The following is an 11,679-nucleotide window of genomic DNA, read 5'->3' as shown; positions in this document are numbered from 1 at the left end:
GCACTGGGGCGCCCCATGCAACACGTAATTGGGACATAGCCAATAAAAAGGATGCCGCGGCATCCTTTCATGTCTTCGTGGAGAGAATCAGCTTTTCAGCCACTTGCGGATGCGGTTGGCATCCCCGACAGGGGTGCGTTTGCCCACCGAGTTGAGCAGTACGATGGCGAGCTCCTGACGATCCGGTTTGGCACGCATCAGCAGGCAGCGGCCCGCTTCGTCGGTATAGCCTGTCTTGGAGAGGCGTACATCCCAGTCCGGGTTCTTCACCAGGGGGTTGGTATTGTTGAACATCAGGCTGTAGGCCGGCTTGTGAAAGCGCATCTCCCTGCTGGTGTCCTGGGTGAATTCACGGATCAGCGGCTGTCGATAGGCCGCAGAGAGGAGCTTGGCCAGATCCTGGGCGGTGGAGACGTTGCGGGTGGAGAGACCGGTGGAGTCATAGTAGCGGGTGTTGCGCATGCCGAGCTGTCTGGCCTTGTTGTTCATGGCGCGGATGAAGGCCTGGCGACCCCCCGGGTAGTGGCGGGCAAGCGCCGAGGCCATGCGGTTCTCGGAGGACATCAGGGCCAGATGCAGGGCGTCGCGGCGGCTGACCTGGGTGCCCATGCGCACCCGTGAATAGGTGTGCTTGATGTTGTCCCTGTCGTTCTGATCAATGGTCAGGGTCTGATTGAGATTCTGGCGGGCATCCAGCACCACCAGCGCCGTCATCAGCTTGGTGAGGGAGGCGATGGGGCGCACCCGGGTGGGGTTTTTCTGATACAGGGTCTTGCCGGTGTTGACGTCCATCACTAGGGCACTGCCCGATTTGAGCTGCAGCTTGGCCGGGTCGGGGGTCGCCAGGGCTGTCTGCGAACCCAGCAGTCCCATCAATCCACCTACCAGCGCGATTGCGCGAATCCAACACCCCATACAACCAACTCCATCCACAGCGAAAAAAGGCGCTAGATTCACTCATTTTTGCCCCTGCTTTACAAGAGCGAGCAGGGGGAATTCGCCACTATTTTCCATAAAAAAGGGCCGCCTGTGGGCGACCCTGTGGTTTGTCTCACTCTCTGGAGACGCCGGGCTTGCGTCTGCTCCACCAGCGCCAGACCAGAGCGATGAGGCCGCCCACCAGCAGCACGACCGGCAGGTAGATAATGACGCTGAGAAATTGGGACTCATACTGCGCGGCCAGCTTGGTGTGGCTCAGGTAGTAACCCAGCCCGACCAGGGGGCAGATCCACATGATGGAGCTGATCAGGTTGACCACCAGGAAGCGCCCCTGGGGGATCTCGTTGGCGCCGACGATATAGGGGTAGGCGGTACGCACGAAGGCGATGTAGCGGGCGGTGATCAGGGTGATGATGCCGTACTTGTTGAGCAGGTAGTGCACCTTCTCCTTGTGCTTGTCATCGAGATGGGACATCAGCCTGTGATACATCCGGGTGTGGCCGAGGAAACGCCCCTGCATGTAGCCAAGCCAGGTACCGACGAAGGTCGCCATGATCAGCAGCGGGACCACTGCCATCGGCAACACCCCCTGATAGATCAGCACGCCGGTCAGGATCAGCAGGGTATCCCCTGGCAGGAAGGCGGTGGGGATAAAGCCATTCTCGAGCACCAGGAAGGTCAGCAGGACGACATAGACCATGAAGACCATCTTGGGATCAGAGAGTGTCGCCAGATCCTGATGCATAAAGGCGTGAGCCAGGTGGTAAAACTGCTCCATACATGCAAACTCCGCAGGTTAGCTGGGTTGGTCGGTCAAGGGCATGGCAAGCACCTTGTCGATGCGCAGGCCGTCCATATCCACGATTTCCAGTTGCCACTGTTCCAGGGTGACCAGGTCTCCGGTCTGGGGAAGGCGGCCAAGGAGCAGCATGATAAGCCCTCCAAGGGTGTGATAGTGATGTTTTTCTTCTTCCGGCAGACGAACCAGCTCCAGACAGTCCTTCAATTCTGGCAGCGGAATGAGGCCGTCGAGCAGCCAGCTGCCGTCGGCGCGCTGGAAGGCCCAGTTGTCTTCCCCATCTTCCTGCTGGAAGTCGCCGGCCAGGGTTTCCAGCAGATCCTGCTGGGTGACCAGCCCCTGCAGCTCGCCATATTCGTCCACCACCAGCACCATGTGCTCGGAGTGGGTACGGAAGTGGTTGAGCAGCTCCAGGCCATTGAGGGTCTCCGGCAGCAGGCTGCCGTCCTGGGTCAGCGCCGCCAGATCGATGGGCTCTCCCTTGATGTAGGCGTGCAGCACCTTGCTGACGTTGAGGATGCCGACGAGATCCGACAGGCTGCCGTCACAGACAGGGAAGAAGCTGTGGCGATACTCCACCAGACGTTGGAGGTTCACTTCCAGCGGCAGTGACAGGTCCAGATAGCGGATGTCGCTGCGCGGCACCATCAGGGAGGCCAGGCTGCGTTCGTCGAGGCGGAACACGTTGCGCAACATAGTGTGCTCATGGTCCTCAATCACCCCCGCTTCGGAGCCCTCCACCAGCATGGCGTGGATCTCCTCCTGAGTGACGTTGTTGCTGCTGCGCTGATCGACCCGCAGCAGCCGCAGGCTGGCGTTGGTGGAGGCGGAGAGCAACCAGACGAAGGGACGGGTCAGGGTCGCCAGCCAGAGCATGGGGCGGGCTACCAGACAGGCAATGCGCTCGGCGCTGAGCTGTCCGAGGCGTTTGGGCACGAGCTCCCCTACCACGATGGAGAGATAGGTGACCAGCACGACCACGATGACGGTGGCGAGCAGGCTGCTGCTCTTGGGGGAGAGCCCCCACTCCTGCAGCCAGAGAGCGAAGGGCTGGGCCAGCAGGGACTCGCCATAGATACCGTTGAGCAGACCGATGCTGGTGATGCCGATCTGCACGGCGGAGAGGAAATGGGTCGGATCTTCCCCGAGCTTGAGGGCGATGGCGGCGGAGCGGCTCCCTTCGCTCGCCATTTTGGCGAGGCGTGCCTTGCGTGCCGTCACGATGGCGATTTCCGACATGGCGAAGACGCCATTGAGCAAAATCAATCCAAACAGGATCAATATTTCCATACTGCAGCAGCACTCCCGATAGAAAAGACCGCTGGCAGTGTAATGAATTTGCGGGCTCTGCGCTTGTGAAAGGAGGTGATTTGGCTCGTGAATTTTTGAATATCGTCCCGGTGGGAGGGATAAAACTGCGGGGCAGGAGAGGGAGAACTGAACCCCTGACATGAAAAAGCCCCCGATAAACGGGGGCTTGTCATGTTGCGCTGTGGCTTAGAGCGCGGCGATCTCGGCCTGCTGGGCTTCCAGCTTGGTCAGCTGGAGACGGTAATCTTCCAGCTTCTCGCGCTCCTTGATGATGACCGCTTCCGGCGCCTTGGCGACGAAGGCTTCGTTGCCGAGCTTGCCTTCGATGCGGCCGCACTCGCCCACCAGACGGGCCACCTCTTTGGCCAGACGGGCCAGCTCGGCTTCCTTGTCGATGAGACCGGCCATGGGGATCATCAGCTCGGTGGCACCGATCAATTTCTTGACCGACAGCGGGGCGGTTTCACCTGCGCCAAGTACGCGGATGGATTCCAGACGGGCCAGCGACTTGAGGAAGGCCTCGTTGTCAGCGGCGCGCTGGGCATCCTTGGCATCGCACTGGAGCAGCACGTTGAGGGGCACGCTCGGGGCCACGTTCATCTCGGCGCGGATGTTGCGGATGCTGACGATGAACTCCTTCACCCACTCCTGATCCGCCATCGCGGCGTCGTCCACCTTGGCGGCGTCGAATTCCGGGAAAGCCTGAATCATGATGGTGTCGGCGTGTACGCCGGCCAGCGGGGCGACCGATTTCCAGATGGTTTCGGTGATGAACGGGATGATCGGGTGTGCCAGGCGCAGCAGGGTTTCCAGCACGGTCACCAGGGTGTGGCGGGCAGCGCGCTGCTCGGCCTCGGAACCCTTGGTCAGCACCGGCTTGGTCAGCTCCAGATACCAGTCACAGAATTGGTTCCAGATAAATTCGTACAAGACGCCTGCCGCGATATCGAAGCGGTAGGTATCGAGGGCGGTACGGAAGTCACGGATGGCCACTTGCAGCTGGGACTGGATCCAGCGATCCGCCAGGCTGAACTGCATCTCGCCACCATTCCCTTGCGAAGAGAAGCCGCAATCCTGATCTTCGGTGTTCATCAGCACATAGCGGGAGGCGTTCCACAGCTTGTTGCAGAAGTTGTTGTAGCCATCCAGGCGCTTCATGTCCCAGTTGATGTCACGACCGGTAGAGGCCAGCGCCGCAAGGGTGAAGCGCAGGGCGTCGGTGCCGTGGGCATTGATCCCTTCCGGGAACTGCTTGGCGGTGCGCTTGGCGATCTTCTCGGCCATCTGCGGCTGCATCATGTTGCCGGTGCGCTTCTCCAGCAGGTCTTCCAGGGAGATGCCGTCGATCATGTCGAGGGGGTCCAGCACGTTGCCCTTGGACTTGGACATCTTCTGGCCTTCTTCGTCACGGATGAGGCCGGTGATGTAGACGGTCTTGAACGGGACTTGCGGCTGGCCGTTCTCGTCCTTGATGAAGTGCATGGTCATCATGATCATCCGGGCAATCCAGAAGAAGATGATGTCGAAGCCGCTCATCAGCACGTCGGTCGGGTGGAAGGTCTTGAGCGCCTCGGTGTTGTTCGGCCAGCCCAGGGTGGAGAAGGTCCACAGGGCGGAGCTGAACCAGGTGTCGAGCACGTCTTCGTCCTGACGCAGCACGGTCACGGACGGGATGCTGTGCTTGGCGCGCACTTCCTCTTCGTTGCGGCCCACGTAGACGTTGCCGGCATCGTCATACCAGGCCGGGATGCGGTGACCCCACCACAGCTGACGGGAGACGCACCAGTCCTGAATGTCGCGCATCCAGGAGAAGTACATGTTTTCGTACTGCTTCGGCACGAACTGGATGCGGCCATCTTCCACCGCCTCGATGGCGGTCTTGGCCATGGGGGCCACGCGCACGTACCACTGGTCGGTCAGCATGGGCTCGATGGGCACGCCGCCGCGATCGCCGTAAGGCTGTTGCAGCACGTGATCCTTGATCTCGGCCAGGAGGCCCAGCTCGTCCAGCTTGGCGACGATGGCCTTGCGGGCGGCGAAGCGCTCCATCCCGGCGAACTCGGTCGGCAGGGCGGCGTCATAGGCGGAGCTCGGGTTGCCATTGGTATCGACCACTTCGGCCTCGGCACGCACGTGGGCGTCCAGGGTGAAGATGTTGATCATCGGCAGGTTGTGGCGCTTGCCCACTTCGTTGTCGTTGAAGTCGTGGGCCGGGGTGATCTTCACGCAGCCGGTGCCCTTCTCCATGTCGGCGTGTTCGTCGGCAACGATGGGGATCAGACGGTTCACCAGCGGCAGCAGGATGTGCTGGCCGATCAGCGCCTTGTAGCGCGGGTCTTCCGGGTTCACGGCCACGGCGGTATCACCCAGCATGGTTTCCGGACGGGTGGTGGCGACGATCAGGTGATCCTGGCCTTCGGCGGTCTTGGCGCCGTTGGCCAGCGGGTAGCGAAGGTGCCACATGTGGCCCTTGATCTCGCGGTTTTCCACTTCCAGGTCGGAGATGGCGGTGTTGAGCTTGGGATCCCAGTTCACCAGACGCTTGCCACGGTACATCAGGCCGTCTTCGTACAGGCGCACGAACACTTCCTGGACGGCGGCGGAGAGGCCCTCATCCATGGTGAAGCGCTCGCGCTCCCAGTCCACGGAGTCACCCAGACGGCGCATCTGACGGGTGATGGTGCCACCGGACTCTTCCTTCCACTGCCAGATCTTGTCGATGAAGGCTTCCCGGCCGTAATCGTGGCGGGTCTTGCCCTCTTCTGCGGCGATCTTGCGCTCAACCACCATCTGGGTGGCGATACCGGCGTGGTCGGTACCCGCCTGCCACAGGGTGTTCTTGCCCTGCATGCGGTTGTAGCGGATCAGGGTGTCCATCAGGGTCTGCTGGAAGGCGTGACCCATGTGCAGGCTGCCGGTGACGTTCGGCGGCGGGATCATGATGCAGAAGGAGTCTTTGCTGGTGTCGCCGTGGGGCTTGAAGTAACCCTGGGCTTCCCAGTGCTGATAGAGCGCCTGTTCGATGGCGTTGTGATTAAAAGTCTTTTCCATGGTCTCGCCGTATTCTGGATGGATGGAGTCTGGTGTTGATTCGTCGTGGATCGAGGGTGGCACAGTCAGGGCTGCGCCGGATCCGGTGCGGCAAGGACGGGCTGATCCCTCATCTCGAGGGTATGGCCCGCCTGGCGATAGTGCTTGTAGCGCTCGCGGGCTTGCTGCTTTTGCGTTTCGTCAGTGGGGACAAAATCTACCACTTGAGCGAAGTGTCCTGCAAACAAAGGTGTCTGCCGGGCCAGGTTGATGAGGCAGGCATAGCGCCGCCGTGGCGGCTGATGGCCTATCTCCACCGGAGCCTGACCGCTCTCCCCCTGCAACTGGTGCGGCACGAAGCGATCGGGCGGCAACTGCCACAACAGCTCGTCCAGACGCAGGGCCTGGGCCTCGTCCTCGCACAGCAGATAGAGGTGGCCTGCGCTCCAGCCATCGGCCGCAAGCTGGCAGGCGAGGCGCTCGACGGCGGAGGCATCCGCATCATCGGGCTGGCTCATCAGGTAAAAGGTCACTTGGCTCATCAGGTCGGTCCCGTTTGGCTGTGACGGACAGCGATTGGCCGTCTTCGGGAGCCGCGTCTGGCACGGACTTCCCGGATTCTCTCAATGAAACAAGGAAGAGGCAGGCCTCTTCCTTGTGATACAGGGTAACGCCTTCTCGCATCGCTCTTCGAGTCGATGGGGAAGGGGATCACTCCTTGTCTTCGACGTCCGCCACGCCGGCCCGGTTGAGCAGGAACTGGGTCAGCAGGGGCACAGGACGGCCGGTGGAGCCCTTCTCCTTGCCGCTCTTCCAGGCGGTCCCTGCGATATCCAGGTGGGCCCAGTTGTACTTCTTGGTGAAGCGCGACAGGAAGGCCGCGGCGGTGATGGTACCGGCCGGACGGCCACCGATGTTGGCCATGTCCGCGAACGGGCTTTCCAGCTGCTCCTGATACTCGTCGAACAGGGGCAGGCGCCAGGCGCGATCGCCGGCCTGTTCGGAGGCGTTGAGCAGCTCGTGGGCCAGGGGGTTGTGGTTCGCCAAGAGGCCAGAGGTATGGTGGCCCAGGGCGATGATGCAGGCACCGGTCAGGGTCGCCACGTCGATCACGGTCTCGGGATCGTAGCGGTCCACATAGGTGAGGGCATCACACAGCACCAGGCGGCCTTCGGCGTCGGTGTTGAGCACCTCGACGGTCTGGCCGGACATGGTAGTGAGGATGTCACCGGGGCGGTAGGCGTTGCCCCCCGGCATGTTCTCGCAGCCCGCCAGCACGCCGATGACGTTGATGGGCAGCTGCAACTGGGCCAGGGCGTGCATGGTGCCGAGCACGGAGGCTGCGCCACCCATGTCGTACTTCATCTCGTCCATGCCGTCTGCCGGCTTGATGGAGATGCCGCCGGAGTCGAAGGTCAGCCCCTTGCCCACCAGCACGATGGGCTTGGCGTCGGCGTTGCCCTTGTACTCGATGATGGCCATCATGGCTTCGTTCTCGGAGCCACGGGCCACCGCCAGGTAGGAGTTCATGCCGAGCTCGGCCATCTCCTGCTCCCCCACCACCCTGGTGGTGATGTTGTCATAGGCATCCGCCAGACGGCGGGCCTGGGAGGCGAGGTAGGCGGGATTGCAGACGTTGGGCGGCATGTTCGCCACGTCGCGGCAGATGCGCACCCCTTTCGCCACGGCCAGGCCGTGATTGATGGCGCGCTCGCCTATGGTCAGTTCCCGACGCGTCGGCACGTTGAAGACCAGCTTGCGCAGCGGACGGCGCGGTTCGGCCTTGTTGGTCTTGAACTGATCGAAGCTGTAGAGGCCCGCCTTGGTGGTTTCCACCGCCTGACGCACCTTCCAGTAGGTATCCCGACCCTTGACGTGCAGCTCGGTCAGGAAGCAGACCGCTTCCATGGAGCCGGTTTCGTTCAGGGTGGTGATGGTCTTGTTGATGATCTGCTTGTACTGGCGCTCGTCGAGTTCGCGCTCCTTGCCGCACCCGACCAGCAGTACGCGCTCGCTGAGCACGCCCGGTACTTGATGCAGCAGCAGCATCTGGCCCGGTTTCCCTTCCAGGTCGCCACGGCGCAGCAGCGAGCTGAGGTAGCCGTCGCTGATCTTGTCCAGCTGTTCGGCAACCGGAGAGAGGCGGCGGGGCTCAAAAACGCCGACCACGACGCAGGCACTGCGTTGCTTCTCAGGACTGCCACTCTTTACACTGAACTCCATGGAATCTCCTACATCCTAAAGACAAAAGGCACCATTTATTGAATAATGCGGTGCTTGTTGGGGTATCAGAGGCGGAGCGAACAGTCACAGGCTCCGCAGTTCAAACTGGTAAAAATCCAATATAGGGCCCTATTTTTCAGGCATTCGACTAAAAACACAAGTTTACTTGGGAATGACTGTGATCGTTTTCCGATATTTGTTCAGGGAGACCCTGAAAACCCAGCTGGCGGTGCTGTTCGTGCTGCTGCTTATCTTCGTCAGCCAGCAATTTATCCAGATCATTGGCGATGCCGCCGATGGTGAGGTGCCGACGCGCCTGGTATCCACCCTCCTGCTGCTCAACCTGCCGAATATGGCGTTGTTGATGCTGCCTATCAGTCTGTTTTTAGCCATTCTGTTTGCTCACGGCCGTTTGTACGCGGAAAGCGAGATGACGGTGATGCACGCGGTGGGTTTCAGTCACCGTTTCATCATGGGCAGCGCCCTGGTGCTGGCCTTGCTGACCGCCGCCGTCGCGGCGTTCAACACCGGCTGGGTCGCCCCCCAGGCCAAGGAGCGGGAGTACCAGGTGATCGACGAGTTCAAGGCCGATCCCGGTATCTCTTTCCTGCAGGCCGGCCGCTTCATGGAGCTCGACAAGGGGCGCCTGGTGGCCTACATCCAGGATCTGAACGACAAGGGGTCGGAGTTGCAGAAAATCTTCGTGCTGCAACGGGCCGAGGGTGGCTCACCCCCGTCAGTGGTGGTGGCCAACGAGGGGCAGGTGACCGCCGACAGCAACGGCTTGCAGTGGCTGACCCTGAAGGATGGTTCGCGCTACGAGGGGCATTTCACCGGCAAGCAGTTCCAGGTCTCTGAGTTTCGTGAATACAGCCTGGTGATCCGCCAGCAGGAGATGGAGCGATCCAACCGCAAGGCGGCGGCCAAGCCGACCCTGGCATTGCTCGGCACCCAGGACAACCAGCTGATGGCCGAATTGCAGTGGCGCCTGTCGCTGCCCCTCTCCATCCTGGTGCTCACCTTCCTGGTGGTGCCGATGGCGCGGGTCAATCCCCGTCAGGGGCGTTACGCCAAGCTGCTGCCGGCCATCCTGCTCTATCTCTCCTATTTCCTGCTGCTCAGTGCCGCCCGGTCGGCCATCGACAGCGGGCGTCTGCCCCACTGGCCCGGGATGTTCCTGGTGCCCCTGGTCTATCTGCTGCTGATAGGGTTGCCTCTCAACCTGCAGGGCACCAGCTGGTGGAACGGGGTCAAAGGGCAATTGTTCAAGAGAAAGTCAGCATGATGCTGCAACCTGGGAGTCTCTGCTGATGTTCGGCATTCTCGATAGATACATAGGCAGGGTCATCTTCATGTCGATCCTGCTGTGCGAGCTGACCCTGGTCGGGCTGGCCGCGCTCATCAAGTACGTGGAGCAGTTGAAGGCGGTCGGAGAAGGCAACTACGACATGCTCAACGCCCTCTACTACGTGCTGCTCTCCATGCCCAAGGAGGCGGTGCTCTTCTTCCCCCTGGCGGCCCTGCTCGGTGGCCTCATCGGCCTGGGCCAGCTCGCGACCAGCTCCGAGCTGGTGGTGATGCAGGCGGCGGGACGCTCCAAGATCAGCATCGTCATGGCGGCGCTCAAGACCGCCATTCCCCTGATGCTGCTGGTGGGGCTGATGGGCGAGTACGTCGCACCGGCCGCCAAGCGGATGGCGGATGACATCAAGGCGGGGGCCATGTCGGAAGGGCGACTCACGGTCTCGGCCTACGGGGTCTGGGCACGGGATGGCAACAACTTCGTCAACATCAACGGGGTGCGCAACGATGGCGCCCTGACCGGCATCACCCTCTACCGCTTCACTCCGTCCCGCAACCTGATCGACGTGGTGCAGGCGAAGGAGGGGGTGTTCGAGGATCACCACTGGCTGCTGAAGCAGGTGCACATCACCCGGTTTGACGATCCCACCCGGATCCAGGACGAACAGCATGCCCAGATGGCCTGGCAATCCGAGCTGACCCCCAAGCAGCTCGGGGTGGTCAGCATCGATCCCGAGAACCTGCCCATCTCGGGGCTGCGGGACTACATCGGTTATCTGGATGCCAACAAGCAGGATGCCGGACGCTACAAGCTGGAGATGTGGCGCAAGCTGCTCTCACCGCTCTCCGTGGTGGCCATGATACTGCTCGCCTCCTCCTTCATCTTCGGCCCGCTGCGTTCGGTGAGCATGGGGGCTCGGATGCTGATGGGGATCATGACCGGCTTCGCGGTCTATGTGAGCGACAGGGTGTTCGGCCCGGTCAGCCTGGTCTATGCGGTCCCGCCCATCCTCGCGGCCATCGCACCCAGCCTGCTGTTTGGCGGCATCTCCTTCTATATCCTGAGCCGCAAGCAGTAGCGGCCTGAAGGACGGCGGGCTGCTGACAACAGGCGGCCATTGCTCTCGATGCACCGTTTCCGTCAAGGTTCTGGGCTGCAAGCACTCAGTTCTGGTCAACAAAAAGGGCACCTCGGGGTGCCCTTTTTCGTTGCCGTCTTGGGATCAGCGATTGAGCTGCTCCAGGTTTTCCGTCTTGCCGAGCACCACCACCTCGCACTCGGCCCAGATATCCTGGAAGGCGCGGGGGCGGGCGCGATTGAACACACACAGCAGGTTGCCCAGGCCAAAGGCCGAGGTAGCGAGCCGGATCAGGGCCTGGGTGACGCGAATGTTGCTGCCGTCCTGGTTCTGGATGCGCAGGCGCCAGGCCCGCATGCCGATGGTCTGGCCGGCGCGGACCCAGAACCAGGTGTAGAAACCGCAGATGACGAAGGCCAGCCAGGCGCTGTAGAGGGGGCTGGTGAGCAGCCAGGCGGCATCCTTGCCCTCGGGAACGTGCGCCATGCCGGTGGCCAGCAGCAGGTGGGCCACCCCCATGCCGATGAAGCCGGCGATGATCAGCAGGGCAATCACCACCAGATAGTCATAGAGCAGGGCGCCGAGACGGCGCAGCAGACCGGCGGACGGATGCCGGGGAGCTGGCTGGAGAGGGGAGGGGGTCTTGCGCTTGGCCATGATGATTATTCCATTAATATGATGCGGGCATTCTATGTAACTGGCCTGGCATCGGCAAGGCGTTGAATAAATGAGCAAACAACGGTGGGGGCAAGAAAAACACCTTGCATGGCCAAGCGCCATTCGTATAATCCCTCGCAGCTGCCCGGGTGGCGAAATCGGTAGACGCAGCGGATTCAAAATCCGCCGTAGCAATACGTGTCGGTTCGAGTCCGACCCCGGGCACCATCAGATTCCATGACAAAAGGCCATCCTCGCGGATGGCCTTTTGTTTTTCCGGGCGGTGCGAAGAGGTGTACCCTCAGACCCTCAGACCCTCAGACCCTCAGACCCTCAGAC

General features: G+C 61.6%; 9 protein-coding genes and 1 tRNA gene. 3 read left to right on the top strand and 7 right to left on the bottom strand.

The features are described from left to right. Nucleotides 1-87: 87 nt before the first annotated feature. The 6 genes from pbpG to pepA form a co-directional block, all read right to left on the bottom strand. Complete coding sequence (gene pbpG, locus AACR77_RS04180) at nucleotides 88-873, bottom strand: D-alanyl-D-alanine endopeptidase (RefSeq protein WP_010672955.1); 786 nt, start codon at nucleotides 871-873, stop codon at nucleotides 88-90. 178 nt (nucleotides 874-1,051) lie between these two features. Further along, nucleotides 1,052-1,717, bottom strand: a complete 666-nt coding sequence (locus AACR77_RS04175; RefSeq protein WP_039040923.1) for a DedA family protein — start codon at nucleotides 1,715-1,717, stop codon at nucleotides 1,052-1,054. 18 nt (nucleotides 1,718-1,735) lie between these two features. After that, nucleotides 1,736-3,028: a hemolysin family protein gene (locus AACR77_RS04170; protein WP_029313724.1), complete on the bottom strand. Its 1,293-nt coding sequence runs from the start codon at nucleotides 3,026-3,028 to the stop codon at nucleotides 1,736-1,738. A 207-nt stretch (nucleotides 3,029-3,235) separates the two neighbouring features. Continuing rightward, on the bottom strand, nucleotides 3,236-6,100 hold the full coding sequence (locus AACR77_RS04165; RefSeq protein WP_042877976.1) for a valine--tRNA ligase: 2,865 nt from the start codon (nucleotides 6,098-6,100) through the stop codon (nucleotides 3,236-3,238). 65 nt (nucleotides 6,101-6,165) lie between these two features. After that, a complete protein-coding gene (locus AACR77_RS04160) occupies nucleotides 6,166-6,621 on the bottom strand; it encodes a DNA polymerase III subunit chi (RefSeq protein ID WP_010672959.1) in 456 nt (151 codons plus the stop codon). A 169-nt stretch (nucleotides 6,622-6,790) separates the two neighbouring features. After that, nucleotides 6,791-8,302, bottom strand: coding sequence for a leucyl aminopeptidase (gene pepA, locus AACR77_RS04155; protein WP_010672960.1), 1,512 nt, complete (start codon nucleotides 8,300-8,302; stop codon nucleotides 6,791-6,793). 172 nt (nucleotides 8,303-8,474) lie between these two features. On the opposite strand from pepA, the gene lptF reads away from it, so the two are divergent. Next, nucleotides 8,475-9,587, top strand: a complete 1,113-nt coding sequence (gene lptF / locus AACR77_RS04150; protein WP_029313726.1) for an LPS export ABC transporter permease LptF — start codon at nucleotides 8,475-8,477, stop codon at nucleotides 9,585-9,587. 25 nt (nucleotides 9,588-9,612) lie between these two features. Further along, nucleotides 9,613-10,683, top strand: a complete 1,071-nt coding sequence (lptG, locus tag AACR77_RS04145) for an LPS export ABC transporter permease LptG (RefSeq protein ID WP_041210919.1) — start codon at nucleotides 9,613-9,615, stop codon at nucleotides 10,681-10,683. Nucleotides 10,684-10,827: 144 nt separating this feature from the next. On the opposite strand, the gene AACR77_RS04140 is transcribed toward lptG, so the two are convergent. Beyond that, entirely contained in the window at nucleotides 10,828-11,340 is a 513-nt protein-coding gene (locus tag AACR77_RS04140) for an RDD family protein (RefSeq protein WP_042877974.1), read from the bottom strand. Nucleotides 11,341-11,483: 143 nt separating this feature from the next. On the opposite strand from AACR77_RS04140, the gene AACR77_RS04135 reads away from it, so the two are divergent. Next, nucleotides 11,484-11,568 (top strand) — tRNA-Leu (locus AACR77_RS04135). Nucleotides 11,569-11,679: the final 111 nt, after the last annotated feature.

This window comes from Aeromonas sp. ZOR0002 (assembly GCF_963866995.1).
Classification (GTDB): Bacteria; Pseudomonadota; Gammaproteobacteria; order Enterobacterales; family Aeromonadaceae; genus Aeromonas; species Aeromonas caviae.
The sequence above is the reverse complement of the archived record's forward strand: the minus strand, read 5'-3'. Positions and strand labels throughout refer to the sequence as shown.

Bases quoted from the DNA above. Each gene is read 5' to 3' on its own strand.
- AACR77_RS04160 (WP_010672959.1), bottom strand. From the start codon at position 6,621: ATGAGCCAAGTGACCTTTTACCTGATGAGCCAGCCCGATGATGCGGAT.
- lptF (WP_029313726.1), top strand. From the start codon at position 8,475: ATGACTGTGATCGTTTTCCGATATTTGTTCAGGGAGACCCTGAAAACC.
- AACR77_RS04170 (WP_029313724.1), bottom strand. From the start codon at position 3,028: ATGGAAATATTGATCCTGTTTGGATTGATTTTGCTCAATGGCGTCTTC.
- AACR77_RS04140 (WP_042877974.1), bottom strand. From the start codon at position 11,340: ATGGCCAAGCGCAAGACCCCCTCCCCTCTCCAGCCAGCTCCCCGGCAT.
- AACR77_RS04175 (WP_039040923.1), bottom strand. From the start codon at position 1,717: ATGGAGCAGTTTTACCACCTGGCTCACGCCTTTATGCATCAGGATCTG.
- AACR77_RS04165 (WP_042877976.1), bottom strand. From the start codon at position 6,100: ATGGAAAAGACTTTTAATCACAACGCCATCGAACAGGCGCTCTATCAG.
- pbpG (WP_010672955.1), bottom strand. From the start codon at position 873: ATGGGACTGCTGGGTTCGCAGACAGCCCTGGCGACCCCCGACCCGGCC.
- lptG (WP_041210919.1), top strand. From the start codon at position 9,613: ATGTTCGGCATTCTCGATAGATACATAGGCAGGGTCATCTTCATGTCG.
- pepA (WP_010672960.1), bottom strand. From the start codon at position 8,302: ATGGAGTTCAGTGTAAAGAGTGGCAGTCCTGAGAAGCAACGCAGTGCC.